At 59.5% G+C, this 23,138-nt stretch carries 29 protein-coding genes, 2 tRNA genes and 2 pseudogenes; 14 read left to right on the forward strand and 19 right to left on the reverse strand.

Annotated features, from left to right (window positions below; translation table 11 throughout):
• The coding region (locus tag AS026_RS42800; RefSeq protein WP_205634470.1) for a hypothetical protein at window positions 1–194 on the reverse strand (194 nt) is incomplete at its 3' end.
• Window positions 195–413: 219 nt separating this feature from the next.
• Between AS026_RS42800 and AS026_RS27210 the strand changes: the two genes are divergently transcribed.
• The 4 genes and pseudogenes from AS026_RS27210 to AS026_RS44670 form a co-directional block, all read left to right on the forward strand.
• The gene (locus tag AS026_RS27210; RefSeq protein WP_028749699.1) at window positions 414–2,519 is read left to right on the forward strand and encodes a recombinase family protein; all 2,106 of its coding nucleotides are present in this window, start codon (window positions 414–416) and stop codon (window positions 2,517–2,519) included.
• A 1-nt stretch (window position 2,520) separates the two neighbouring features.
• A pseudogene (locus tag AS026_RS40585) lies at window positions 2,521–2,679 on the forward strand (ATP-binding protein); the annotation flags it as partial.
• 130 nt (window positions 2,680–2,809) lie between these two features.
• A complete protein-coding gene (locus tag AS026_RS42475) occupies window positions 2,810–3,268 on the forward strand; it encodes an aminotransferase class I/II-fold pyridoxal phosphate-dependent enzyme (RefSeq protein WP_131815348.1) in 459 nt (152 codons plus the stop codon).
• A pseudogene (locus AS026_RS44670) lies at window positions 3,196–3,414 on the forward strand (aminotransferase class I/II-fold pyridoxal phosphate-dependent enzyme); the annotation flags it as partial. The gene AS026_RS42475 and the pseudogene AS026_RS44670, both read left to right, overlap by 73 nt.
• 52 nt (window positions 3,415–3,466) lie before the next feature.
• Here AS026_RS44670 and AS026_RS43725 read toward each other — a convergent pair.
• Window positions 3,467–4,036, reverse strand: a complete 570-nt coding sequence (locus AS026_RS43725) for a hypothetical protein (RefSeq protein WP_245307651.1) — start codon at window positions 4,034–4,036, stop codon at window positions 3,467–3,469.
• A 315-nt stretch (window positions 4,037–4,351) separates the two neighbouring features.
• Here AS026_RS43725 and AS026_RS27225 point away from each other — a divergent pair, with 315 nt between their 5' ends.
• A complete protein-coding gene (locus tag AS026_RS27225; RefSeq protein WP_062373133.1) occupies window positions 4,352–5,380 on the forward strand; it encodes an IS110 family RNA-guided transposase in 1,029 nt (342 codons plus the stop codon).
• Window positions 5,381–5,713: 333 nt separating this feature from the next.
• On the opposite strand, the gene AS026_RS27235 is transcribed toward AS026_RS27225, so the two are convergent.
• The 10 genes from AS026_RS27235 to AS026_RS27280 all read right to left on the reverse strand — a co-directional run bounded on the left by AS026_RS27235 (window position 5,714) and on the right by AS026_RS27280 (window position 11,650).
• Window positions 5,714–5,789, reverse strand: a tRNA-Phe gene (locus tag AS026_RS27235).
• Between the two features lie 184 nt (window positions 5,790–5,973).
• On the reverse strand, window positions 5,974–6,180 hold the full coding sequence (gene yacG, locus AS026_RS27240) for a DNA gyrase inhibitor YacG (RefSeq protein WP_062373139.1): 207 nt from the start codon (window positions 6,178–6,180) through the stop codon (window positions 5,974–5,976).
• A gap of 18 nt (window positions 6,181–6,198) precedes the next feature.
• A complete protein-coding gene (locus tag AS026_RS27245; protein WP_062373142.1) occupies window positions 6,199–6,819 on the reverse strand; it encodes a Maf-like protein in 621 nt (206 codons plus the stop codon).
• A 56-nt stretch (window positions 6,820–6,875) separates the two neighbouring features.
• A complete protein-coding gene (gene infA, locus AS026_RS27250) occupies window positions 6,876–7,094 on the reverse strand; it encodes a translation initiation factor IF-1 (protein ID WP_003545338.1) in 219 nt (72 codons plus the stop codon).
• Between the two features lie 118 nt (window positions 7,095–7,212).
• Window positions 7,213–7,689, reverse strand: coding sequence for an arsenate-mycothiol transferase ArsC (locus tag AS026_RS27255; RefSeq protein ID WP_062373146.1), 477 nt, complete (start codon window positions 7,687–7,689; stop codon window positions 7,213–7,215).
• A gap of 5 nt (window positions 7,690–7,694) precedes the next feature.
• Window positions 7,695–8,168, reverse strand: a complete 474-nt coding sequence (locus AS026_RS27260; RefSeq protein WP_018858550.1) for a UPF0262 family protein — start codon at window positions 8,166–8,168, stop codon at window positions 7,695–7,697.
• A 3-nt stretch (window positions 8,169–8,171) separates the two neighbouring features.
• Window positions 8,172–9,470, reverse strand: a complete 1,299-nt coding sequence (hisD, locus tag AS026_RS27265; protein ID WP_062373152.1) for a histidinol dehydrogenase — start codon at window positions 9,468–9,470, stop codon at window positions 8,172–8,174.
• 36 nt (window positions 9,471–9,506) lie between these two features.
• Complete coding sequence (locus tag AS026_RS27270) at window positions 9,507–9,944, reverse strand: DUF2948 family protein (RefSeq protein ID WP_062373155.1); 438 nt, start codon at window positions 9,942–9,944, stop codon at window positions 9,507–9,509.
• A 115-nt stretch (window positions 9,945–10,059) separates the two neighbouring features.
• A complete protein-coding gene (gene murA / locus AS026_RS27275; protein WP_062373161.1) occupies window positions 10,060–11,352 on the reverse strand; it encodes a UDP-N-acetylglucosamine 1-carboxyvinyltransferase in 1,293 nt (430 codons plus the stop codon).
• Window positions 11,353–11,455: 103 nt separating this feature from the next.
• Complete coding sequence (locus tag AS026_RS27280; RefSeq protein ID WP_062373164.1) at window positions 11,456–11,650, reverse strand: hypothetical protein; 195 nt, start codon at window positions 11,648–11,650, stop codon at window positions 11,456–11,458.
• A 152-nt stretch (window positions 11,651–11,802) separates the two neighbouring features.
• Here AS026_RS27280 and AS026_RS27285 point away from each other — a divergent pair.
• The 3 genes from AS026_RS27285 (at window position 11,803) to AS026_RS44305 (ending at window position 13,068) form a co-directional block, all read left to right on the forward strand.
• Window positions 11,803–11,877: transfer RNA gene (locus AS026_RS27285), tRNA-Thr, on the forward strand.
• 161 nt (window positions 11,878–12,038) lie between these two features.
• The gene (locus AS026_RS27290; RefSeq protein WP_062373166.1) at window positions 12,039–12,326 is read left to right on the forward strand and encodes a hypothetical protein; all 288 of its coding nucleotides are present in this window, start codon (window positions 12,039–12,041) and stop codon (window positions 12,324–12,326) included.
• A 517-nt stretch (window positions 12,327–12,843) separates the two neighbouring features.
• Complete coding sequence (locus tag AS026_RS44305) at window positions 12,844–13,068, forward strand: hypothetical protein (protein ID WP_425349833.1); 225 nt, start codon at window positions 12,844–12,846, stop codon at window positions 13,066–13,068.
• Between the two features lie 69 nt (window positions 13,069–13,137).
• Here AS026_RS44305 and AS026_RS27300 read toward each other — a convergent pair whose 3' ends face one another.
• Entirely contained in the window at window positions 13,138–13,386 is a 249-nt protein-coding gene (locus AS026_RS27300) for a hypothetical protein (RefSeq protein WP_018858557.1), read from the reverse strand.
• Between the two features lie 305 nt (window positions 13,387–13,691).
• Between AS026_RS27300 and AS026_RS27305 the strand changes: the two genes are divergently transcribed.
• Window positions 13,692–13,934: a DUF982 domain-containing protein gene (locus tag AS026_RS27305; RefSeq protein WP_025660341.1), complete on the forward strand. Its 243-nt coding sequence runs from the start codon at window positions 13,692–13,694 to the stop codon at window positions 13,932–13,934.
• 230 nt (window positions 13,935–14,164) lie between these two features.
• On the opposite strand, the gene AS026_RS27310 is transcribed toward AS026_RS27305, so the two are convergent.
• The 3 genes from AS026_RS27310 to AS026_RS27320 form a co-directional block, all read right to left on the reverse strand.
• On the reverse strand, window positions 14,165–15,313 hold the full coding sequence (locus AS026_RS27310) for an acyltransferase family protein (RefSeq protein WP_062373172.1): 1,149 nt from the start codon (window positions 15,311–15,313) through the stop codon (window positions 14,165–14,167).
• A 154-nt stretch (window positions 15,314–15,467) separates the two neighbouring features.
• Window positions 15,468–15,725 carry a hypothetical protein gene (locus tag AS026_RS27315; RefSeq protein ID WP_018117007.1) on the reverse strand — a complete coding sequence of 86 codons (258 nt, stop codon included), beginning with the start codon at window positions 15,723–15,725 and terminating at the stop codon, window positions 15,468–15,470.
• A 222-nt stretch (window positions 15,726–15,947) separates the two neighbouring features.
• On the reverse strand, window positions 15,948–16,211 hold the full coding sequence (locus tag AS026_RS27320) for a BON domain-containing protein (protein ID WP_018858560.1): 264 nt from the start codon (window positions 16,209–16,211) through the stop codon (window positions 15,948–15,950).
• A 167-nt stretch (window positions 16,212–16,378) separates the two neighbouring features.
• Here AS026_RS27320 and AS026_RS27325 point away from each other — a divergent pair, with 167 nt between their 5' ends.
• Both AS026_RS27325 and AS026_RS27330 read left to right on the forward strand, forming a co-directional pair.
• The gene (locus AS026_RS27325) at window positions 16,379–16,642 is read left to right on the forward strand and encodes a hypothetical protein (RefSeq protein WP_062373175.1); all 264 of its coding nucleotides are present in this window, start codon (window positions 16,379–16,381) and stop codon (window positions 16,640–16,642) included.
• 96 nt (window positions 16,643–16,738) lie between these two features.
• Entirely contained in the window at window positions 16,739–18,799 is a 2,061-nt protein-coding gene (locus tag AS026_RS27330) for an ATP-dependent helicase (RefSeq protein WP_062373178.1), read from the forward strand.
• On the opposite strand, the gene AS026_RS27335 is transcribed toward AS026_RS27330, so the two are convergent.
• The 3 genes from AS026_RS27335 to AS026_RS27345 all read right to left on the reverse strand — a co-directional run bounded on the left by AS026_RS27335 (window position 18,796) and on the right by AS026_RS27345 (window position 21,419).
• Window positions 18,796–19,860 (reverse strand): enoyl-CoA hydratase/isomerase family protein, encoded by a 1,065-nt coding sequence (locus tag AS026_RS27335; RefSeq protein ID WP_025660344.1) that lies wholly within the window; start codon window positions 19,858–19,860, stop codon window positions 18,796–18,798. The genes AS026_RS27330 and AS026_RS27335 overlap by 4 nt on opposite strands.
• 132 nt (window positions 19,861–19,992) lie before the next feature.
• Window positions 19,993–21,027, reverse strand: coding sequence for a UDP-glucose 4-epimerase GalE (galE, locus tag AS026_RS27340; protein WP_062373466.1), 1,035 nt, complete (start codon window positions 21,025–21,027; stop codon window positions 19,993–19,995).
• 200 nt (window positions 21,028–21,227) lie between these two features.
• Entirely contained in the window at window positions 21,228–21,419 is a 192-nt protein-coding gene (locus AS026_RS27345; protein WP_018858565.1) for a hypothetical protein, read from the reverse strand.
• A 232-nt stretch (window positions 21,420–21,651) separates the two neighbouring features.
• Between AS026_RS27345 and AS026_RS27350 the strand changes: the two genes are divergently transcribed.
• The 3 genes from AS026_RS27350 (at window position 21,652) to AS026_RS44060 (ending at window position 23,035) form a co-directional block, all read left to right on the forward strand.
• Entirely contained in the window at window positions 21,652–22,095 is a 444-nt protein-coding gene (locus AS026_RS27350) for an SRPBCC family protein (RefSeq protein WP_062373181.1), read from the forward strand.
• Between the two features lie 402 nt (window positions 22,096–22,497).
• Window positions 22,498–22,890 carry an isochorismatase family protein gene (locus AS026_RS27355; RefSeq protein ID WP_280950909.1) on the forward strand — a complete coding sequence of 131 codons (393 nt, stop codon included), beginning with the start codon at window positions 22,498–22,500 and terminating at the stop codon, window positions 22,888–22,890.
• Window positions 22,862–23,035 carry a cysteine hydrolase family protein gene (locus AS026_RS44060; RefSeq protein WP_342587577.1) on the forward strand — a complete coding sequence of 58 codons (174 nt, stop codon included), beginning with the start codon at window positions 22,862–22,864 and terminating at the stop codon, window positions 23,033–23,035. The genes AS026_RS27355 and AS026_RS44060 overlap by 29 nt, the downstream gene beginning before the upstream one ends.
• Window positions 23,036–23,138 lie beyond the last annotated feature (103 nt).

Below are 23,138 nucleotides of genomic sequence, written 5' to 3' on the forward strand. Positions count from 1 at the left end.
GAGCTGGTGTCGGTCCAGTCCGGCCGCGGTGCGGCATTCGTTGTCGTTCGATTACCTGACGGACGCCGCCGTTCAATTCGCCGATCGATAACCGATCTTGTAACCGCTTCGCCGGAAGCGCGAAGCGAGTCGAAGTCGGCGCCTCGCATCAGCGTTCGAACCCTGCTCACATTGATGCACCATTTGAACAGCATGGTTACCTCCCGTTCCAAGGAGGTGATTCGCGATGAACGTGCAATCAAAACCGTACCGCGTAGCGTCTCAGTCCCTCGTAAAGCTTCTTACCCCGAGCACGACAGTCCCGCGTCCGTGGCTCGATCTGCCGCCGGAGACGCGGAAACAACTTGCTCAAAAACTTGCCCCCCTGTTGATGCGGATGCGGTCAATACGCGCGCCGACAAAGGTGGATCGGCATGCTGAGAGCGACGAATAACCCGGACGAGCGCGTCACGGCCGAGCATCGCGGCAAGCTCGCCTACATCTATGTCCGCCAGTCTTCCGTAAACCAGGTGCGCCATCATCAGGAAAGCACGGAGTTGCAGTATCGTCTGATCGATCGTGCCGTCGCTCTTGGCTGGCCACATGAACGCGTGCACGTCATCGATGAAGATCTCGGCAAATCCGGTTCGGGCTGCGTCGAGCGAGAGGGCTTCAAGAAGCTAATCGCGGAGATCGGGCTGGGAAACGCGGGGCTTGTCATCAGTCTTGACGCCTCCCGGCTCGCCCGTAACAACCGCGACTGGCATCAACTCCTCGATCTGTGCTCATTGTTTGGCGTCATCATCGCTGACGGCGAACGGCTCTACGATCCGTGCGCTTATCACGACCGCCTGCTGCTGGGCTTGTCCGGCATCATGAGCGAGGCGGAGCTGCACCAGATCAAGCAACGCCTGCATCAGGGTGAGCGCCAGAAAGCGGCACGCGGCGAATTGCGCCTTGGCCTTCCCGCCGGATTGGCTTACGACCGCTCAGGCCAAATCATCCTCAACCCCGATGAGGAGGTGCAGGCAAGGCTGTGCCTGGTCTTCAGCAAATTCCGCGAGTTAGGAAGCGCGCGGGCAGTGATGCGCTACCTACGCAAGGAGAATTTGCCGTTGCCAATGCGCCCCCTTCGTGGTCCGGCGCCGCACGAAGTGGTTTGGCGTGAGGCCAGCAACCCGCGGGTGCTCAGCATTCTCCATAATCCCGGCTATGCTGGGGCCTATGTCTATGGTCGGCGGCGGCAGACGGGTGGACGCGTTCGCCAGGACGTTTATCGTCCGCGGACGACTAAGGTCCCCATCGCGGACTGGGAGGTCTGTTTGGAAGCGGCCCATCCTGGTTACATCGGCTGGGAGCAGTTCATGGAGAACCAACGGCGATTGGAGAACAACATCAACCGCTACGAAGCCGGCCATTCGGGCTTGCCGCGCAAGGGCGCCGCGCTGCTGCAGGGCATCGCTGTCTGCGGGCGGTGCGGTCGCCGGATGAGTTTGCGCTATAGCGGCCCTGCGGGAAACTATCCCGTCTACGCATGCCGCGCCGACCGCGGCCACGACGGAGGGCCGTTATGCCAGGAGGTGCGCGCTCTGCCGGTCGATGCACGCGTCGAAAGCATTCTACTCGAGGCTCTGACGCCGGACAGGATTGCTATCGCCGTCGCCGCACTGGGCCAGATGGAAGAGGAGGCCCGTCAACTCGAGCGTCAATGGGCTCTGCGGCGCGAACGTGCGCGCTACGAGGCGGAAAGGGCACGGCGCCAATATGATGCAGTCGAGCCAGAGAACCGCTTGGTGGCCCGTTCGCTGGAACGCGGATGGGAGGAAAAGTTGCGCGCGGCCGCGGCCATCGAGCAGGACTATGAACGGTGGCGGTCCGACGAGCCCCTGGTTCTCAGCGAGGCAGATCGCGACGGGTTATTGGCACTCGGAGAGAACCTGCCTGGCATCTGGCATGCCCCATTGACCACGGCGGCCGAGCGAAAGAGCATCTTACGCCTCATTATCTGCGAGGTCGTTCTCGATCAAAAACGGCTGCAAGGACAGGTCTGGATCAAGATCTTGTGGCAAACGGGAGCGACGAGCGAGCACTCTGTCCAAAGGCGCGTTCATACCTATGGCGACTATATCGATATCGACAAATTACGAGCGCGCGTGACGGAGCTGAACGCCGCAGGCAAAATGGACAAGGAAATTGCGTCGGTACTGAACGCGGAAGGCTTCCGTGCCGCACAGAATTGCGCCTTCAAAGGTGACAATGTCTGGCTCTTGCGCAGGCGTTGGGGCATTCCAACCGTCAAAATCAACGGAACGAGCTCCAACCCCGTCAGGTGGCCAGACGGAACCTATTCCGTTCAAGGAGCTGCTGCAGCTCTTGGCATTACGCCGCAGACCATCTTCAAATACCTGGCACGAGGCCTGATTCAAGGCCGGCAGCTAGTGAAAGGACAACCATGGCAGATCGAACTGATGGAGGACCAGATCGACATTCTACGCGCTCGCGCTCAACGCAATAGACGATCGAGGAAACAGGCATCATGAAATCATTGGTGATCCCGTGGTGGCAACCGCTATCCTCGATCGATTGCTGCACCATAGCCACGTGATAACAATCCGTGGTGACAGCTACAGACTGCGAGAGAAACGTCGTAGTGGACTCCTACAGAAGCCCGCAACGACACTCGGCATGGAGAGCAACTAGCAATCCTTGGCGGACCAGATTTGTGTGTCGCCAGAGGACCAGTTCACGATGACGCTTGATACGGCATTCATGCCATGACGGTTCAACCTATCAACGATGGGTCATTTCGAACCAGAAGGACGTGTCGCAAATGCAGCTTGCACCGTACCTGCTTGATCAATGGTTGGCGAAATACGGATCCTCGCGATCCCCTATACTCTACGACCTGGCTTCGAGCGCGGGACCGACCTGGACATTGAGGGAACTGCTAGCTTTGGGAAACGAGGCGGTGAATGTCTCGGAAGTCGTTCTGGGCGACGTGCCTCCCGACGGCGACCCTGATCTCCGAGGGGTGATCGCTGCGCTTTCCGACGTCGATCCGGAATGGGTCGTTGTGACGTCCGGTGCATCGGAGGCAATCGCGATCCTGCTTTGCATATCGGCCCAGCCGGATCACAATGTCCATATTCCGAACCCCGCATTTACTCCCTTCGAAGTTATGCGCAGGCATGGGGTTTGCAAACCCGTCGATACGAGTTGTCGCGGGACAACGGCTATCGGCAGGACGCCGATCAAATCCTTGCGGCTTCGGACCACAAGACCGTTTTGACGTTGGTCAATACGCCACACAATCTAGCGGGAACGGTCTTGTGGCGCTGCGAGATTTCGGAGCTCGCAGCCGCCCTCCGAGACCACGGAACTCCCCTGGTTGTGGATGAAGCCCATCACCGAGTTTATTCTGGGACGGCGGAACGGTTGGCAGCAGGCATCGAAAATGTGATCGTCATCGGTGACATGGCGAAGGTATTTAGCCTTCGATCGCCGCCGTCATACTCATGTCGAAGGCCTCGAGCGCAGCATCTATGCGCCCGATGCCGAGCGTCCTGGTTATGGCGCAGGCCGTGCCGAGACGCCCTGAGAGGTTCACCAGGGAGTGCAGCTGTGCCGGAGTAAACGGACCGAGACTTGGGAGCGTTGCAGGGCCAGACACCAGAGGCTGTCGCTCGACGCGACCTTGACCCCAGCGAACCATTGCAGTCCGTTCGGTGCGAGGAATTCCTGGTAGTAGGAACCTCGAAATGCTATCGGGGGTGAATATGTCGAAATCCGTAGCAACACCCCTCTGCACCAGCGTCGAAAGCACTCCGTAGCGGACGTCGCGCTCGATCCAGCCACCCTCGACATAGGCCTCGAGCGAACGAACCTTGCTTTCGCTATGCGGCAGTCCTGGCAGATGATTGCCAGTGTCGAAAAGAACCGCACCGGTGCATCCGGTAGCGATGGTGACGGCGTTCATCGCCTCGTTCCATTTCGTTGGATCGAGTGCCGCCTCGACGAACGCGCGTTCTATGCTAGCAACGTCGAATTCCATCCCCATGGCTCGGTCCCCCAACCGAAATCGCCCTGAGATAACCTGGCACCAGCCAATGGCCGGCTTCACCCCTCGCCTAAACGTCAGAGGATACTAATTTGCCTCCGTCCGCGTTGCAGCTGCACGATGCAGCCTCAAGCGGTTGGGATTGACCAGGGGGTGCGTTGTCAGTGGAGCGGCTCCCGGAATCGCGCAAACCTGCCAGCAAATGCAAATTGAACGGATAGTCCGTTTAGGCCGAAAGCATGCGTAATCGGGCGGTCCCGCAAGAGGCAAGCTCCTAGTACAATCCCGGTTCAACCGCGATGAAGGGAGATGACGATGTTCTATGCTGCTTTGGACGTGTCACTGCGCGCAGTGGCTATCTGCATTATCGATGAGACTGGAAAAGTCAGGCTCGAACGCTCTGTGCCATCGGACGTTCCCGATATTGTCCGCTGCTTCGACGAGTTCGGCGAACCTATCCACGAGGTCGGGCTCGAAGCTGGCACGCTCACCCAGCACCTGACTTACGGTTTGACGGAGGCGGGCTTCGATGTCGTGTGCATGGAGGCTCGCCAAGTCAATGCTGCTCTTTCGGCCATGCGTAATAAGACGGACAAGAACGATGCGCGCGGCATTGCCCAGCTGCTTCGATCGGGTTGGTACAGCCGGGTACATGTGAAGAGCGTCGAAAGCCACTACACCCGAGCGCTACTTAGTAGCCGGAAGGTGATGCAGCGAAAATGCCTTGATCTCGAAAACGAGATTCGAGGGCTGCTCAAGGTCTTCGGCGTGAAGCTGCCCATACGCCTCAGGGGCGGTGCGTTTGAAGAGGCTGTCCGCGACACGATCGAAAACGATCCACCGCTCAGTCATGCGCTTTTGCCAATGCTAGAGGTTAGGCAAATGCTCTTGGAGACATTCCTCGAGCTGGATCGACGTGTCCGGAAGGCCGCCAATCAAGACACCATAACCACCCGTTTCATGAGCGTTCCGGGCGTCGGATATGTCACGGCCCTGAGCTTCAAGGCAGCAGTCGATGACCCCGCTCGCTTTAAGAGCTCACGAACTGTCGGAGCCCACTTTGGATTAACACCACGACGCTTCCAATCTGGTGAAAAAGACAATCCCGGCCGCATCTCACACGCTGGTGACGCCGATGTGCGCGCAACGCTCTACGCCGCGGCCAACGCGATGCTCATGCGATCGATTGCGTGGAGCAGCTTGAAAGCATGGGGTGTACGCCTCATGAAAACCAAAGGAAGACGGCGAGCCATTGTCGCTGTTGCCCGCAAAATTGCTGTCTTGCTCCATCGCATGTGGATTGACGGCACAGAATTCCGGTTCGGATTGGAGGCTGCAGCATGAATTGAAATTGCCACCGAAACCGATCCTGGCCGGATCGTCCCATGCGGACGACGGGATGGATGAAGCCGACTATGACTGCTGCGCTTCGAGCGCGTCCTTAAGCAAGGCTCTCCAGACCCTGATCCCATGCATGCGTGCAGCGGCTCCAAACGAACGCAGCCACCAGACTGCGGAGAGAAGCGTGACCCGCATGATCGATCAGGCCATCAAAGATCAGAAAGAGCTTGACCAAAATGCCCGATTAGAGAAGCGGTCATTAAGAGAAAGTGGCATCCAGCCAAGCCGGGCTTCTGGAAACTTGGCTAGATAAACACGACAAAATGGGTGGTGAAATGGTGCCCAGAGCCGGAATCGAACCAGCGACACGCGGATTTTCAATCCGCTGCTCTACCAACTGAGCTATCTGGGCTAACCCGCTTCGCAGACATTCTTTCCTGGGAAAGAACCGAAGGGCCTTGGTTCGCCCCGGAAGCGAGCGGGGTTATAGCATCTTGTCCGGACATGGCAAGCGCCAAATGACAGTTTTTTGAGAAGCCTTGGAATTTTCCAAATTCATCAACGAATTTAATGGCTTCGCCCGTGGAAAAACGGACCTATTCCTCATCATTGTAATCCGCCTTCGCCTCGTCGTCGGCAACGGAGATGGCGTATGAGCCGGAGAGCCAGCGCGAAAGATCGAGGTCGCGGCAGCGGTTCGAGCAAAACGGGTAGTGTTCGCGGTTGGACGGCTTGCCGCATTCCGGGCAGGGCCGCGTCTTGCGCAGCGGTTCGACCTTGGCGGTCTTGTTTTCGTCAGGCATCAGCGGTTCCTTCGAGGATCAGCCCTCGGCCCACCGGCTATGCACGTCAAAGCCTTCGCCGGTCAGCAAAAGGATGGTTTCATAAAGCGGCAACCCAACAACGTTGGTGTAGGAGCCGACCATCTTCTGCACAAATGTTCCGGCCAGACCCTGGATGCCGTAGGCGCCAGCCTTGCCGCGCCATTGCCCCGATGCAAGGTAGTTCTCGATCTCGAAACCGGAAAGGCGCTTGAAGCGAACCTTCGTCTCGACAATCTTCTGGCGGATCTTGCGGTCGGGCGTCACCAGGCAGACGCCGGTATAGACCCAGTGGCTGCGCCCGGACAAGAGATACAACGAGGCTGACGCCTCATCCGCGAACTCGGCCTTGCCAAGAATGCGGCGTCCGACAGCGACGACGGTATCGGCGGACAGGATGTAACTGCCCTTCCACGTCATGTCGCCCTTGAGGGCGGCAAGTGCTGCCTCGGCCTTTTCCGTCGACAGGCGCCGGGCGAGCGAGCGCGGGTGCTCAGACTTTTTCGGCGTCTCGTCGATATCCATCGGCATGAGACGCGAAGGCTCGATCCCTGCCTGATTGAGCAGATCAACACGGCGGGGCGAGCCGGAAGCCAGAATGAGCTTGTATTTCAGCGCCATGGAACCTCGACCACCGGAAGACGGAGAAAGCGGCCTTTCAAGCCTTGTATGCAGGCCTACTTGAAGCGGTAGGTGATGCGGCCCTTGGTCAGGTCGTAGGGCGTCATTTCAACGAGAACCTTGTCGCCGGCCAGAACGCGGATGCGGTTCTTGCGCATGCGGCCAGCAGTGTGAGCGATGATCTCGTGTTCGTTTTCGAGCTTTACGCGGAACGTTGCGTTCGGCAGAAGCTCGGTCACAATACCCGGAAATTCGAGGACTTCTTCTTTAGGCATATAGAGGTTTTCTTCCTGTGGGTTGAGATGACGGCGGCGGCCGCCCAAAATTTTGGGCGGAAACTACACAATCAACGAGGGTTTGTGAACCTAATTGATCGCGTTTCCGCCATTTGTTTCACGCCGAGTGCGCGGCAATGATGTTTCTTCTAACCAGCCGGCTCTCGATCAGTTCGGTCAGATGATCGCGGACTTGCCGGTAGCTGTCCAGAATCTGCTCTCGCGTGCCCTGAACAACGGTCGGATCGATGGTCGGCCAATAGACGACTTCGATGGCTTTCGACCGGGTCAGTTCGAGCGCTGCATGGTGCGCTTGCGGCGAGAGCGAGATGATCAGGTCGAAGTAATCATCTTCCAGTTCTTCCAGCGTATGCGGATGATGCCGACCAAGAGAAAGGCCGATCTCCTCAAGCGCAACATCGACGAATGGGTCCCGCTCCCCCGAACGGACGCCCGCGGATCTGATATAGACGTTCGCAGGCAGCATGCTGCGGGCGATCACCTCGGCCATGGGGGAGCGAATGCAGTTCATGCCGCACATGAACAGGATGGCGCCCGGCCTTTTTTCTTCGCCTGCGTCGACTGGCGCTTCCATCGGCCTCAACCGCGCCAGTAGAGCACGCAAACCAGCGTGAACAGCCGGCGTGCGGTATCGAAATCGATCTCGATCTTGCCGTTCAAGCGGTCCCTCAGCGTCTGCGAGCCCTCATTGTGAATGCCGCGCCGCCCCATGTCGATCGCCTCGATGCGGCTCGGCGAGGCTGAGCGGATTGCCTCGTAGTAGCTTTCACAGATCAGGAAATAATCCTTCACGATGCGGCGAAACGGGGTCAAGGACAGGATGTGGGTGGCGACGGCGCCTCCGTCCTCCGTCGTGATCGCGAAAACCAGCTTGGAGTCGACCAGCGAGATATTCAGCCGGTACGGCCCACCGGAATGACCCACGGGCGTAAAGCTGTTTTCCTCGACAAGATCGAAGATGGCGACCGCGCGCTCGTGTTCGACGTCGGGCGTCGCTCTGCCGATGCTGTCGTCAAGGACGACGTCGCAAAGCCGAAAGTCGCCCGTTGCCATCTGTCACCCTTCCAGGTTCAGGCGGATCGCTACCGACCGTGCGTGTGCGTCCAGTCCTTCGGAAACGGCCAGTGCGATGGCGGCGGGACCGAGCGTGCGAAGTTGCTCGGGACCGAGGCGCAGGATCGAGGTGCGCTTGACGAAATCGAGCACTGAGAGACCGGAGGAGAACCGGGCCGAGCGGGCCGTCGGCAGAACGTGGTTCGAGCCGCCGACATAGTCACCGATCACTTCAGGCGTATGGGCGCCCATGAAGATCGCGCCGGCATTGCGGATGCGAGGCAGCAGCGCGTCCGGATCGGCAACGGCGAGCTCCAGGTGTTCGGGCGCGATCCGGTTTGCCAGCGGAATCGCGTCCTTGAGCGACTTCACGAGAATGATCGCTCCAAAGTCGCGCCAGCTTGCGGCAGCGGTTTCGGCCCGATTGAGCAGTTTCAACTGCCGCTCGACGGCTGCTTCCACGGACCGTGCGAACTCGGCATCCTCAGTCGCGAGGATCGCCTGCGCGCTCGCATCGTGCTCGGCTTGCGCCAGAAGATCGGCCGCCACCCAGTCCGGATTGTTATCCTTGTCGGCGATGACAAGCACTTCCGAGGGACCGGCGATCATGTCGATGCCGACGGTGCCGAAAACCTGGCGCTTGGCGGCTGCCACGTAGGCGTTGCCCGGGCCGGTGATCTTGGCGACCGGCGCAATGGTTTCGGTGCCGTAGGCAAGGGCAGCGACGGCCTGCGCACCGCCGAGCCGGTAGATCTCGGTGACGCCCGCGAGTTTGGCGGCTGCAAGCACGGCCGGATTGACCACGCCACCGGTTGCGGGAACGACAATGACGATGCGGTCGACGCCGGCAACTTTGGCCGGCACGGCATTCATCAGCACCGAACTCGGATAGCTAGCCGTGCCGCCAGGCACATAAAGGCCGACCGCCTCGATCGCCGTCCAGCGAGACCCGAGGCCGACGCCCATGTCGTCCTCATAGATATCGTCTTTCGGCAACTGGCGGCGATGATGCGATTCGATCCGCACGGCCGCGACCTTCAGCGCGCCAAGCACTTCGGCCGGCACAGCTTCGACCGCTGCATCGATCTCGGCTTCCGTCACACGCATGGGCGTTACGGCAAAATCGATCCCGTCGAACTTCTTCGAATATTCGGCAAGCGCCGCGTCGCCGCGCGCCCTGACGTCATCGATGATGGCGCGGACTGCCGTATTCACATCCTCGGAGATTTCGCGCTTGGTCGTCAGGAAGGCGGCAAACCGTTGCTCGAAGCCTTCCGATGCCTGATCCAGCCAGATTGCCAATGCGATATTCCTCTTTGATTACAGAACAACCAGTTCTCAGGCGCCGGGATGGCGCGGCTTAGATGCGGTTTCCCACGCTCCGCCGATATCCGCAAGCTGAACCTCGATGCATTCGACATCGAGCGCAACACTTGCCGTGCCTGACAGCGCCAGCACGACCGTTCCCTCCGGCCCCTCGCCCTTCTGCTCGAAGCGGATAGCAAGCAGCGACAGCACCGCGTCGCGGTTCTCGCGATCGATGCCGGTGGAGCGAACCGCAAGTACACGCTTGAAGACGACAGCTGCGCGGCGGCGTTCGAACCCCCTGCGCTTCTTGCCGGCTTCTTCCCACACGAAGCGGTTGACGGCGACCGAGAACTGACCTTCGCGCGGCGACCATGCCAGATCGGCGACCTTGAAGACGCTATCCTGCAAATGCGCGGAGACGACGGCAAGATCTTCGCTATCGAGCGCTACCAGCTTCAGGTCGGTCATTCAGGCAATACCCCATCGCCAATGCATCGCCGGAATGGCGATGCGTCAGACAACGGACATAAGGCGCGACAGGACAATGCGCAACCATATCGAAGGGCTAAGAAGCGCCCTTTCGTTATTCGCTCACACGCTCGACGATGGCGCCGCAGCGGGTGAGCTTTTCTTCCAGGCGCTCAAAGCCGCGATCGAGGTGATAGACACGGGACACCATCGTCTCGCCTTCGGCGGCAAGGCCGGCGATGACGAGCGAGACGGAGGCGCGCAGGTCGGTCGCCATGACGGGCGCACCCTTCAGCCGCGGAACGCCTTCGATCTTCGCCGTCTGGCCAGACAGCGAGATCTTCGCGCCCAGGCGCGCCAGTTCCTGCACATGCATGAAGCGGTTTTCGAAAATCGTCTCGGTGACATGCGAGATGCCGGTCGAACGCGTCATTAGCGCCATGAATTGCGCCTGCAGGTCGGTGGGGAAGCCCGGGAAGGGATCGGTGACGATATCCACCGGCTTGATGCCGACGCCATTGCGGCGGATGCGCATTCCGTTGCTGGTCGGCAAGATTTCGGCACCGGCGCGGCGGAGCGTTTCAAGGGCCGTGTCGAGAAGCGCGATATCCGTGTGCTCAAGAGTGACATCGCCGCCGGCCATGGCGACGGCCATGGCATAAGTGCCGGTCTCGATGCGATCGGGCAGGACGCGATGGCGCGCGCCGGAAAGCGACGAGACGCCCTCGATCGTAATCGTGCTGGTGCCGGCGCCGGAGATCTTGGCGCCCATGGCAATGAGGCAGTTGGCGAGGTCGACGACCTCCGGTTCGCGGGCGGCGTTGCCAATGACGGTCGTGCCGCGGGCAAGCGTTGCGGCCATCATCATGACGTGAGTCGCACCGACGGATACCTTCGGGAAGGTGTAGCGGGCGCCGATCAGACCGCCCTTCGGCGCCGTCGCATTGATATAGCCGCCGTCGATCTCGAGGTTCGCGCCGAGCGCGGTCAGGCCGTCGAGGAACAGGTCGACCGGACGCGTGCCGATGGCGCAGCCGCCCGGCAGCGAGACGCGGCACTGGCCTTCGCGCGCCAGCAGCGGGCCGATGACCCAGAAGGAGGCGCGCATCTTGGACACCAGCTCATAGGGAGCGGTGGTATCGACAATGGTGCGGCAGGTGAAGTGGATGGTGCGCGAGTACGCGTCTTCCTGACGCTCGCGGCGGCCGTTGACGGCAACATCGACGCCGTGATTGCCGAGGATGCGCATCAGCAGCTCGACATCGGCCAGATGCGGCACGTTCTCAAGCGTCAGTGTATCGCTGGTAAGCAGCGAGGCGATCATCAGCGGCAGGGCGGCATTCTTGGCGCCGGAAATCGGAATGATGCCGTTAAGCTCATTACCGCCGACAATTCTAATACGATCCATGTGCGCTTACGGGCGATGCCCGCCTTTCTGAAAGGCTGTCTGTAAAAAGATGCGGGTGTTTAGACGAAATTAGCGGGGGCTTCAATTCGCCGTGAACCGAACATTATGATTCGTCCATTTTTGCGGCAGGCAGGCCATCCGTCTCATCCGCCTGCCCCGATCGACGCGCACGGGTCTGCTGTTTGCGGCGGGACAAATTTTCTCGGAGCTTTTCGGCGGCCCGCTCGCGACGCAGTTTTGCCTGGCGTTCGATCTCGGTCTTGCGGCTGTTCTGGCCTTTTTTGGTGTTTTCGGTCATCGCCCAGACTTAGCCGAATTCGCGCCAATCCAAAAGTGGGCCGGCCTCAATCTCTACAAAGATGGAAATTGCGGCTTGCGCTTATCATGAAGCTGTGGCAATAGGCCCCCCGTTCACGCAATGCAGCCGGTTCGGTTGCGCGTCTGGTCCTTGCTGCCGTAGCTCAGTGGTAGAGCACACCCTTGGTAAGGGTGAGGTCGGTGGTTCAATCCCACTCGGCAGCACCAGTTTTCCCTAGGAAAATCAGATAGAAGAGCGTGGACGTCAGCGACCGAGAGGCGCGCGAAACGACGTGAAAGTGTGGAACAGACCACGAATTGCACAGAAAATCCGTGCGGCATGTTCCCGTCACGTTCTCACGAGACAGAAGACAAATAGGTTTCCTAACATGATCGAGCTTACGCCATCGCAGATTGCCGCACTGAAACTCGCTCGGGCCGGAGACCTGTATCTTCAGCCATCGAACAAATGGACGCACCAGAATGCGACGGTAACCTACGCAAAGTCGGACCGCTGGAAGGAACGGCCTCTGAAAGTGAAGTCCGTAACAGCCAAAGTTCTGGATGAGCTAAAGGCGCCTGGCTTGCTGGAGCGGCGGCATCTCGACGATAACGCTTCGAAAGACGTCTACGGGATAACAATGGCCGGGAAGGTATGGCTACTGAAGAACAAGTAGGCTTAAGTGCATCTTAACGGTGGTGTCCAGAGCCGGCACACGGAAACTCAACAAAAACAAGATGGGTAGCGTGTGATTGGACACTCATTATTGCCGCGCCGTCATTATGCTTTTTGGAAAAGTGTCCAGCCGTTTTTAGGAGTGAGAGTGGCCGTTTACGTCGATCCACAGCGGCATAAACTCGGGCGGATGAGACCTATTCCCAGATGCTCGGAAGCTTCCTTAACGGCACTCCAGCCAGTAAAGCCTGCGTCGACTTAAATGGCGGCACGAAATCGTGTCACCCGCGGTTCATACCGCCGCGCTTGACGATGATCGCTCTATTGGCGCGTGGAGCGTCGGCAACCTGTGACTCTCGGCTGCGAAAGAACGCCTTTCCCGCCAGCGGAGCTACGCAATGCCCTGAGATTTCAATTGAATCGCTCTGCGTACGCTGTTTAACTGTCAGCAACCAGGAGGCGTTCATGAAAAATGTGGTTCTAGGGGCTGCGCTTTTGCTGTCTCCTTTGCCGGCGCGGTGACGCAGATCAATGCTCGTGAGCATACCTGCGCTGAGATCACGCAAATCATTCGCCAGGAGAAAAAGCTTTTCGTGCGCGTCGGCATCGGAGGCCGGAGCTTCCGTTATCCGCCGGCCAAATGTGGCCCCGGCGACCAACGGGACACAACCAACCTGCCAGATGCCACCGGAAAACAGTGCGTTCTCGACTATGCCTGCGTCTATGATCCGCAATCGCTTTAGAATTTCCGATAGGACTCTCGGGAAAGCACTGCCGAGTCATCGGCTCGAAGAGAATGCCCTGGTCCGGCCTCAGGCGTCGAAGTGCCAATCCTTCGTCGGACGGCACAGCGTATAGTCGGACTCATCGAGGTCCTGGATCATCTGCCTCAGCGTCCGGACGGTTTCCTCAAAGGCCGCTAGCTTTGCATCGGTCACGTCTACGTTCGAGCCCGTGGCAGCATCCCGTTCGAGCCATCGCTGGTTGCCGCGCCGCATGGATATGACCATAGAAACATACTTCTGGCATTCAGCATTCAGAACGTTCTTGAGGTCCTGCATCACCGATCTCCAACGCTAACAGCGGGCGACTGACGTTGAGCTTTCCATGGTTGCACAAAGCGTTGTTTTCAGCCAGTTAAAAGTGCGCTTAGCCGATCTGCCGGCTAAAAAAGAGACAACCTCCCACGGCACTCAAAAGATCTGCGGTCTGGGGGACGGCGCCGGTGGATACCGAGATCCACCAGCACCCGGTTTTCCTGTTTGCGGGCTCCGAAAATATCGCTAAAATACACTCAGTACGGGCCTTCTGGGGGAACGCGAAGGCTGACTTGCACGATTTGGCGTAAGCAACGGAGAATGCGCCTATGGCCAGCGAGAAGTGGAATAATCCTATTCATGTGGGGTTTGAAAATACGGGCGCACGCACGATCGTCGGCCCTATGGACGCGCTGAAATGCCTGGCAGACCTGTGGCCGAGCAGTCGCGGGTTGCATTATCTGAAGGCAAGAAGCACTTGCAGAGCCGCCCTTGATGGTCGAAAGACGGTCGAGGAGGCACGCGCGGAATTCGTAGCGGCCGCGGAAGAAGCCAAGCTGAAGGTCAACTGATCGGGCCTTGATCCGCCAATCGGCGGCAGATCGTCGACAACCTGTCCCGGAACAGGGCAATGGTTTATTTTTGTTTAACCCTCGGCAGCGCTTGCTGTTGGGAGCGCGATTAACCTCATTGCCATCAAGGCACGTCCCTCAATAGAAAGTGTGCAGCCATCATGATGATGGTCAGAGGCTCGTCACCCTCAGCGAAAGCAGACGAGCCTCGATTGCGATAAGCCGGTGCGTCAGGCCGGCTTCAGGCGCCGTCTCCGGATTATTTCCAGCACCTTGCGCCCAAGCGTCTGGCCCGGCCCCTCGATGCGGGTGAAGCCGAGATATGCCAGCGCATAGGCCAATGGCAGCAGGGCGGCGACCACGATCGCAAAGCGCGCCGGCGCGGAAATCTCAGCCCCGAAATGCGTTATGACGAATGCTGCGAGCGGCTGGAGCAAAAGCAGGTGAATCAGATAGACGCCGAACGAGAGCTCGCCGAGCCAATGGCAGAAGTGATTTCCCATCAGCGATGAGACGCGATCGCCGAGCTTTCCGACCAGACCTGGCAACAAATGATAATGCACCAGCACGAAGAAGCCGACGACCAGAAGCAGGCGGACGGCGACCTTCGTCGAGGTCATGTCGCCGCCGATCGGAATCATGACCAGCATGACGGCAAGCAGGCCATTCATGACGGTTTGCCGCGGCGTCACGAACAATCCGTTGGCGATCAGCATGCCGCACAGGAAGACATGCATCTTCAGCGGCAGGAAAGACGGCATCGGAAAATCGATGTGGGCGGCCTGCACGGCCTTGGCGACTACGAAACCGCCAAGCGCAATCAGGGCGGCGCCGGGCACCCATCTGGCTTTCCTCAAGAGCAGCATCGCCAGCGGAAAGACCGCATAGAACTGCATCTCCAAACCAAGACTCCAATCGGGCAGTGGCGTGCGGAACGCATAGGCCGGATGCAATCCGAAGAGGAAGCTCGCGTGGATGAGAAGGTTGCGCAGGCTACCGTCCAGATAGCGCTCCGGCAATTGTGGACCGTGGGATAGGAAGGTGTCAATGACCATGCGGCTCGCATAGAGCTGCGGCCCCAGCAACAGGGCGATGCACAGCATCACGTAGTAGAGTGGCGCAATTCGGAAAAAGCGCTTCAGCCAGAAGCCGAACCAGGTGGATGGCTTCTCCCAGGGGTTGGCGCTCTCGCGTAACCGATAGTGAAAGACCATCAGAAAGCCGGACAGCATAATGAAGAGGTCGACGCCCAAATCCGGCGACGACAGGATCGGAAGGTGCCAACCCGTCAGTTGCAGGCTGTGACCTAGGAGGACCCAGAGTGCGGCCAGTCCGCGCAGCCCGTCGAGGCATCCGATCCGCTTGCTCTCAATGATCATAGGGTATCCTTCTGGTTGAGGCTCAGCTTCGCGGAAGCTAACGCAATGTGCTGCAACGCACAACTCACAACCAGAAAAGTTGATCGGTCTCCGGCTTGGGGAGCGCGATCTTCCTACCCTATTTCATCGGATTCCGAGACGGACGAGCAAACGATCAGCAGCGACCGTCGCTCTGCACCTCGAGGTAACCGACGCCGATAATGGTGCCGTCAAAAGACCGGATGAAGGATGGCACATAATGCGTCGTCGGCGCGGTGCAGGACACCGAACCGGTATATTCGTTCATCGCCATCTCGTCCTGCGGCAGGGCGGAATAGTCGCTCGTAATCTCGAGTGAAGCCGAAGCTGGCGTGATGAAAGTCCCCAATGCCAGCGCAAAAGCCGGCGCTCCCAGTCGAAGAAGTCTTCGCATGCCCTTCTCCCGTGTTTTGATTACAAGCATTAACTAATGAAACACGCTTTTAGTTCCAGTGTCGCCGCTACTACTTTCGCACAGTTAATTCTTCGTATTTTCGGTCGAGCTAAATTGTATTATTTTATATGAAGATAGGCGGATATTTCCGGGTGCGCAGCAACATGCCGTATGCGTGCGTCAAAACTGATGAACTTACAGTATTACATGTGAGTAGGCTGGCTAACGCCGCAGCATCCGGCTGCGGACATAACCCTTCCCGACCACGTCTTCGGCAATCTCGACCGCCCGCTCGACATGGCCTTTCTGCCGGACGAATCCTTCCAGGACGACATAGAGTCCCAGGATCGAGACGACGATTTCGCTACTATCGACGTCATAGGCGGCACTGAGAGCGCTTTCGACCGAGGCGCGTGTTGACGCGAGGCTGTGGCCCTGCCCGCAAGCACCACCGTGACCTTCCGTCGTCTGAAATCGAAGCACCATGATCGCCTCCGAATGGCAAAGTCAGTTACAGGCAAACGCCGGAGGAGAGTTTTAGTTGCGCTGCACCAATCTATACTCGAAAGAATCTCGCCGGTCCCAGGCCACGCTACTTGGCGCCCGGATCTGGTGCGCCATATATACCATAGGTTTAGCTAAGGGCTACCGCGGTGAAGGTTGTGCTTCCGACGATTCTATCGCTCGTCATACTATCGGGCTGCACGACGGACAGCTCCACCGAGGTTCAGCCCATTCCGGGTAGCATCACCTATGGCGGGCAACCGCGCACGAAACTGACCAAATCGCCGCCCGGCAGTGTCATCTACAATTCCTTCTACGACTCCACCGGCGCCAGGGTGAGAGAAACCTATATCCTGCAGCCGGATCGCACGCTGAGACTGACGAGGCGCGTCATCGTGCCCGATTTCCCCTGATACGCCCACGCTTGACAGCCGCAGCGTTCGAGAACATTCAAGGAACGTCGAATATTTCCGCGGTGCGATTCTCCGCCGAAGCAACCGGACGGCTGAATGTATCTTGAAAAGCTCAATCCCCAGCAGCGCGCGGCCGTTGAATACGGCACGCTCACTGACGGCACCCACGTTGCCGGTCCCTTGCTCGTCATCGCCGGCGCCGGCTCGGGCAAGACGAACACGCTCGCGCATCGCGTTGCGCACCTGATCGTCAAAGGCGCCGATCCTCGCCGGATCCTGCTGATGACATTTTCCCGGCGCGCGGCCGCCGAGATGGCGCGTCGTGTCGAGCGTATCTGTGTCCAGGTGCTCGGCGGCAATTCCGGCATCATGGCTGACGCGCTTGCCTGGAGCGGAACCTTTCACGGCATCGGGGCACGGCTGTTGCGCGATTATGCGGTACAGATCGGCATCGACCCCGCCTTTACGATCCATGACCGCGAAGACAGCGCCGATCTGATGAACCTCATCCGGCACGAGCTCGGCTTCTCGAAGATGGAGAACCGATTTCCGACAAAGGGCACCTGCCTTGCGATCTATTCGCGCGTGGTCAATTCAGAAAGCGAACTCGGCCTCGTTCTGCGCGACGCGTTCCCCTGGTGCTCGGCCTGGGAAAACCAGTTGCGAGACCTCTTCGGCGCCTATGTCGAGGCCAAGCAGAGCCAGAACATTCTCGATTATGACGATCTGCTCCTCTACTGGGCACAGATGGTCAGCGAACCGATCATCGCCGACGATATCGGCAGCCGCTTCGACCACGTGCTTGTCGACGAATACCAGGATACGAACCGGCTGCAGGCCACGATCCTGCTCGCATTGAAGCCTGGCGGACAAGGCTTAACCGTCGTCGGCGACGATGCGCAGTCGATCTATTCCTTTCGCGCGGCCACCGTGCGCAACATTCTCGACTTTCCGGCCGCGTTCAGCCCCTCGGCAAACATCATCACGCTCGATCGCAACTACCGCTCGACGCAGCCAATCCTCGCGGCGGCGAATGCCGTCATCGATCTCGCCTCGGAGCGCTTCACCAAGAACCTCTGGACAGAGCGCCAATCGGCCCAGCGTCCAAGGCTCGTCACCGTGCGCGACGAGGCCGACCAGGCGCGATACGTGGCGGACAAGGTGTTGGAGAACCGCGAAGAAGGCGTGAAGCTCAAGCAGCAGTCGGTGCTTTTCCGTGCCTCGCATCACAGCGGAGCGCTGGAGGTCGAGCTGACACGGCGCAACATTCCGTTCGTGAAATTCGGCGGATTGAAATTCCTCGACAGCGCGCATGTGAAGGACATGCTGGCCGCCCTGCGCTTTGCTCAGAACCCGCGCGACCGCGTCGCCGGCTTCCGGTTGATGCAACTGCTCCCGGGTGTCGGGCCCTCGACGGCGCAGCGCGTCATCGACCAGATGGCCGCGGATGCAAGCCCGATGCAGGCCCTTGCCGACCTGCCGGCCCCTCCCCGCTCCGGCGAGGATTGGACGGCCTTCGTTGCGATGCTCCAGGAAGTGAAGACAGGCAAGGCCGGCTGGCCGGCAGAAATCGGCCTCGTCCGCGAATGGTATTCGCCGCATCTCGAACGCCTGCACGAGGACGCCTCGACCCGCCAGGCCGACCTTCTGCAACTCGAGCAGATCGCCAGCGGCTATCCTTCCCGCGAGCGTTTCCTGACGGAGTTGACGCTCGACCCGCCGGATGCGACCAGCGACCAGGCCGGTGTGCCGCTGCTCGACGAGGATTATCTGATCCTCTCCACGATCCATTCCGCCAAGGGCCAGGAATGGACACGGGTATTCATGCTGAACGTCGTCGACGGCTGCATCCCGTCCGACCTCGCGGTCGGCACCAGCGCCGAGATCGAGGAGGAACGGCGACTGCTCTACGTCGCGATGACCCGCGCCAAGGACAATCTCGACCTCGTCGTGCCGCAACGCTTCTTCACGCACGGCCAGAACGCGCAGGGCGACCGGCACGTCTATGCGTCGCGCACGCGCTTCATTCCGGCAACCTTGCTGCAGTTCTTCGAGGTGGTCGGCTGGCCGCAATCCAGAGCCGATGGCGGCGCGTCGCATCAGGCCCGACAGGTGCGCGTCGATGTCGGCGCACGCATGCGCGGGATGTGGCGCTAGAGCGCCAGCGGCGGCTCCGCGGGCCGGAAGAAGGCATCGATGGCCGCCTGGTCGACCGCCTCCGATGTCGCCGGCATCCACTGCGGATTGCGATCCTTGTCGATAATGGCGGCGCGGATGCCCTCGTAGAAATCCGGGCTTTTCAATATCTGCTGGCAGGCGCCGAGTTCGCGGTTCAGGCATTCGGCAAGGTTCCTGCTTTGCCTTCCCTGGCGCAGCAGACGAAGCGCAAGTTTCAGGCTGGTCGGGGAGCGGGTTCGGATGATCCGCAGCGTTTCGGCGGCAAAATCGCCGGGCTCCTTCCCAAGCGCATCGATGACTTCCTCGACGGTGCCGAAATGAAAGCAACGTTCGATCAGGTCGCGGTTGCTTTTGACGGCGCTCGTCCCCGGATCGCTGGAGAGATTCTTCAGCACCACCTCGACGTCACGGGGCGCCGCGTTTCGCGGCAGTTCCGCCAGCGTATCGACGATGTCAGGCAGCCGGAAGGAAGCGATATGGCAATCGGCCAGTCCGGCATAAATGATATCGGCCGCGTCGACTGTCAGTCCCGTCAGCCCCATCCAGGTGCCGGCCTCGCCCGGCGCGCGTGGCAGCAGCCAGGTCGCCCCGACATCCGGAAAATAGCCGATGCCCGTTTCCGGCATGGCAAGCTTGGTTCGTTCCGTTACGACGCGGTGGCGGCCGTGCGATGACAGGCCGACGCCGCCCCCCATGGTGATGCCGTCCATCAGCGCCACATAGGGCTTTGGGTAGGTCGCGATCCGATGGTTCAAGCGAAACTCTTCGCGCCAGAAGGTCATTGCCAGATCGGTGCCGGCGCGGCCGCTCTCGTGCAGTGCGCGAATGTCGCCGCCGGCGCAGAAGCCGCGCTCCCCCTCGCCTGATACGATCACCATGGCGATGCTGGCGTCTGCCGCGAAATCGTCCATTGCAGCGGCAAAGGCGCGGACCATATCAAGTGTCAGGCTGTTCAGCGCACGCGGTCGATTGAGGCGGATGATGCCGGCCGAGCCCCGCCGTTCGACAATCACCTCACTCTGGTGAACCTCGTCCCGCATGCTGACCTCCTCGCTCCGTTGCACCTTCAGGTCGCCATCCGGCGTCAAGCGAACCGGTGCCATCAACCGTCATGCCACCTTAACGCACTCGACGGCATAGTCGATGGCTGAGCCTGGGATTGATTTCGTTTCTCAGAACGAGGCGGCGGCGAGCGCTCGATGGAGGCTCTGTAGATCGTCGACGTTGCGATCCATCAGGAACTGTTCCCAGTCGAGCGCGCTTTGAACGATTGTCTCCAATGAATCGTGTGTCGGCTTCCAATCCAGAACGCGTTGGGCGAGGCTTGAGTCCGCAACAACGCTGGCGGCATCGCCCGGACGCCTCGGCGCCATGTGAATCTTGAAGGAGTGTCCGTGCAGGCGGGTGACCATATTGAGCACGTCGAGCACCGAATAGCCGGCGCCGTAGCCGCAATTGGCAACCAGCGAGCAGCTCCCACGGCGTAGATGCTGCAGCGCCTTCAAGTGAACCGCGGTGAGGTCGCTGACATGGATGTAGTCGCGCACGCCGGTACCGTCATGAGTCGGGTAATCGATGCCGTAGACATGAACACCGGTGCGTTTGCCGAGTGCCGCCTCGCAGGCGACCTTGATCAGGTGAGTGGCGCCTGATGTCGATTGACCGCTGCGCCCCAACGGGTCGGCGCCGGCGACGTTGAAGTAGCGCAGCGCGACATAGGCAAAATCGTAGGCTGCCGCCGCGTCCCGCAGCATGAATTCCGTCATCAGCTTGGACTGGCCGTAAGGATTCTCAGGATTGAGCGGCGCGGTCTCCTTGACCGGCTCGGACGTCTTCTGCGGCCCGTAGACGGCGGCGGTGGAGGAAAAGACGAAATGGCGGATGTTGGCATTGATCGCAGCGCTCAACAGCGCCCGCGTCTTGCCGGAATTGTTGTCGTAATAGGCAAGCGGATCGGCGACGGATGCAGGCACGATCGCGGAGCCGGCAAAATGAATAATGGCGTCGACGTCGTTCTCGATAAAGATCGTCTTCAGAAGCTGGGCATCGGCGACATCGCCGAGATAGAAGCGCGCACGCGGAGAGACCGCCCAGCGAAAGCCGGTCGAAAGATTGTCCAGGACAACGACGTCTTCGCCCGCATCCAGCAATGTCCAGACCATGTGGCTGCCGATGTAGCCCGCGCCACCCGTGACCAAAATTGCCATATCCCGCATCCCCACTTCATTCACGCGGGGGCATCTGACGCTGCTTTCCTTTCAGAATTTCCTATCGAAAGCGCGCTGCGGGGCTTCCTCGCCGGTAAGTTTGATGGCGTGGTTAGAGGCCGATTTCGGGCTCCGCTACATTTTTATTGATGTACCATTTCGAGGGCTCTTTTCTGCGGCAGCTCACCAGGTCCAGACTTTCAATGCCGCCGAAGGAATTTGGTAAGATCTTCCCACAGGATCACTATCCCAATGACGAACAGCCCGCCGGGCACCAGATAATACAGGGTCCTGACGGGATAAACGGTGAAATACAGCAGGTACAGGACGCCATAGATTCCGGAGATGACGAGCACTGTTCCCAATAAGAGAGAAATTATCTTCCTCACCACGGTCCCACTCTCCCCGCTAAACCTCTAAGGGAATTGCTACACCAAACATGCCCAAGCTGTATAGCTGGCACGCCAACCGTAAAGACAACTGGACTGGCAGGTGCAACAATGTCAGCCCTACTGGACACGGAACCGACATAGGCTGAGAGCGAATAATTTCAATCCATTGTCGGACTGACAAAGATAGGTTCGTCCTCGGGCATTCCCATGCTGCATTCAAAGGAGGATCATCATGCCCAACACGATACGTCTTCACCGCGTCCTGGCGGCCAGCCCTGAGAAAGTCTATCGCGCATTCCTGGAGGCGGATGCGCTGGCCAAATGGCTTCCGCCAAATGGGTTTACGTGCACAGTGCATCATCTGGAGCCAACGGTCGGCGGAACACACAGGATGTCCTTCCGGAACTTTACGACTGGAAATAGCCACTCCTTTGGTGGCAGCTATCTGGAATTGGTTCCGAACGAGAAGCTCCGTTACACGGACAAGTTCGACGACCCGAACCTTCCCGGTGAGATGGAGGTCACGGTGACCTTGAAGAAGGTCTCGGTCGGCACCGAACTGAATGTTGTACAGGCGGGCGTACCGGACGTTATTCCCCCGGAGGCATGCTATCTCGGTTGGCAGGAATCGCTGCGCAATCTGGCAAAGCTCGTCGAGCCCGAAATCAACGATTGAGCCTCGAAAGCTGCTTGAAAATAGGACGACTGCTTAGTCAACCAGGCAATCCAAAACGAAAGTGGAGCTTGGCGGCTGAAGCCGCCTGGCTTCATTAGGCTATCGCCGACGCTGGCCCCCTTCTCAGCTTCCGACCGGGCGGCCCTGGATTGCGAGCCGGCAGGTTAAGGGTTGAGGGTGTTTGACTGGCTCGAGAGACGCTCGGAGCAATCTAACTATCGTCTGCGGAGGGTAGTCTCGTTTTCGTGGACACCCGAGTAAACGAACTTGGCTCCTGATTCCGCGATGTCGGCACAGGGCGCTTTCCCGCCGAGCGCGTTGTCGTTGTCGGCCCTTTGCGGTTCTCTCACCCCATGCTAGGTGATTGGTCGGGGCACCGAGCATCTACTAGGGATCAGCAAAATGACGGCGGCACTTGTCATTATCGATATGCAGATGACGATGCAGCATCGCCTGGATGCTGGACGAGACCACGTCAATTCCAACGTCCCTGAAAGGATCGCCGCCATTGTCACGGCCTTCCGCCACGCGGGGCAACCGGTAATCCACATAAGACACAGGGATGATGACCCGGCATCGCCGCTGCATCCGGATGCGCCGGGCTATCCGGCGATGCCTTGCGCTGAAGCAATCGCGAATGAGCCGGTTTTCGTGAAGACCACGTCGTCGGGCTTCGCCTCAACGGAATTGGCACGATACCTTCATGAAAAGGGTATCACGAGCCTTATCGTAAGGTGCGGTCGCCGGATTTTGTGTCAACTCTACGGTGCGCGCCGGGGCAGACCTTGGCTTTAGAATGACGGTCATTCGGGATGCCGTCCTGGGTTTTGACCTACCTTCCGAAAACCTGTCGGCGCGCGTCATTTTTGATGTCACGATGGCCCACCTCAAGGCAGACTTCGCGGAAGTTGTCGACAGCGCCTCCTTGATCGCCGCCTAGCGCGAGTCCGCGCCAGCGGCTAATTCGCTCTGTCGGCCTGTCTGAGTACGCGGCGGGGCGTTGGCTACGCGCTCACGCAAAAGCCTGGTCGAGGCGGCTCCGC

Source organism: Rhizobium altiplani (genome assembly GCF_001542405.1).
Classification (GTDB): Bacteria; Pseudomonadota; Alphaproteobacteria; order Rhizobiales; family Rhizobiaceae; genus Rhizobium; species Rhizobium altiplani.

What these genes read in the sequence shown, in the direction of transcription:
- AS026_RS27210 (WP_028749699.1), top strand. Translation starts at nt 414, where the DNA reads ATGCTGAGAGCGACGAATAACCCGGACGAGCGCGTCACGGCCGAGCAT.
- AS026_RS42475 (WP_131815348.1), top strand. Translation starts at nt 2,810, where the DNA reads ATGCAGCTTGCACCGTACCTGCTTGATCAATGGTTGGCGAAATACGGA.
- AS026_RS43725 (WP_245307651.1), bottom strand. Translation starts at nt 4,036, where the DNA reads ATGGGGATGGAATTCGACGTTGCTAGCATAGAACGCGCGTTCGTCGAG.
- AS026_RS27225 (WP_062373133.1), top strand. Translation starts at nt 4,352, where the DNA reads ATGTTCTATGCTGCTTTGGACGTGTCACTGCGCGCAGTGGCTATCTGC.
- yacG (WP_062373139.1), bottom strand. Translation starts at nt 6,180, where the DNA reads ATGCCTGACGAAAACAAGACCGCCAAGGTCGAACCGCTGCGCAAGACG.
- AS026_RS27245 (WP_062373142.1), bottom strand. Translation starts at nt 6,819, where the DNA reads ATGGCGCTGAAATACAAGCTCATTCTGGCTTCCGGCTCGCCCCGCCGT.
- infA (WP_003545338.1), bottom strand. Translation starts at nt 7,094, where the DNA reads ATGCCTAAAGAAGAAGTCCTCGAATTTCCGGGTATTGTGACCGAGCTT.
- AS026_RS27255 (WP_062373146.1), bottom strand. Translation starts at nt 7,689, where the DNA reads ATGGAAGCGCCAGTCGACGCAGGCGAAGAAAAAAGGCCGGGCGCCATC.
- AS026_RS27260 (WP_018858550.1), bottom strand. Translation starts at nt 8,168, where the DNA reads ATGGCAACGGGCGACTTTCGGCTTTGCGACGTCGTCCTTGACGACAGC.
- AS026_RS27270 (WP_062373155.1), bottom strand. Translation starts at nt 9,944, where the DNA reads ATGACCGACCTGAAGCTGGTAGCGCTCGATAGCGAAGATCTTGCCGTC.
- murA (WP_062373161.1), bottom strand. Translation starts at nt 11,352, where the DNA reads ATGGATCGTATTAGAATTGTCGGCGGTAATGAGCTTAACGGCATCATT.
- AS026_RS27280 (WP_062373164.1), bottom strand. Translation starts at nt 11,650, where the DNA reads ATGACCGAAAACACCAAAAAAGGCCAGAACAGCCGCAAGACCGAGATC.
- AS026_RS27290 (WP_062373166.1), top strand. Translation starts at nt 12,039, where the DNA reads ATGATCGAGCTTACGCCATCGCAGATTGCCGCACTGAAACTCGCTCGG.
- AS026_RS27300 (WP_018858557.1), bottom strand. Translation starts at nt 13,386, where the DNA reads ATGCAGGACCTCAAGAACGTTCTGAATGCTGAATGCCAGAAGTATGTT.
- AS026_RS27305 (WP_025660341.1), top strand. Translation starts at nt 13,692, where the DNA reads ATGGCCAGCGAGAAGTGGAATAATCCTATTCATGTGGGGTTTGAAAAT.
- AS026_RS27310 (WP_062373172.1), bottom strand. Translation starts at nt 15,313, where the DNA reads ATGATCATTGAGAGCAAGCGGATCGGATGCCTCGACGGGCTGCGCGGA.
- AS026_RS27315 (WP_018117007.1), bottom strand. Translation starts at nt 15,725, where the DNA reads ATGCGAAGACTTCTTCGACTGGGAGCGCCGGCTTTTGCGCTGGCATTG.
- AS026_RS27320 (WP_018858560.1), bottom strand. Translation starts at nt 16,211, where the DNA reads ATGGTGCTTCGATTTCAGACGACGGAAGGTCACGGTGGTGCTTGCGGG.
- AS026_RS27330 (WP_062373178.1), top strand. Translation starts at nt 16,739, where the DNA reads ATGTATCTTGAAAAGCTCAATCCCCAGCAGCGCGCGGCCGTTGAATAC.
- AS026_RS27335 (WP_025660344.1), bottom strand. Translation starts at nt 19,860, where the DNA reads ATGCGGGACGAGGTTCACCAGAGTGAGGTGATTGTCGAACGGCGGGGC.
- galE (WP_062373466.1), bottom strand. Translation starts at nt 21,027, where the DNA reads ATGGCAATTTTGGTCACGGGTGGCGCGGGCTACATCGGCAGCCACATG.
- AS026_RS27350 (WP_062373181.1), top strand. Translation starts at nt 21,652, where the DNA reads ATGCCCAACACGATACGTCTTCACCGCGTCCTGGCGGCCAGCCCTGAG.
- AS026_RS27355 (WP_280950909.1), top strand. Translation starts at nt 22,498, where the DNA reads ATGACGGCGGCACTTGTCATTATCGATATGCAGATGACGATGCAGCAT.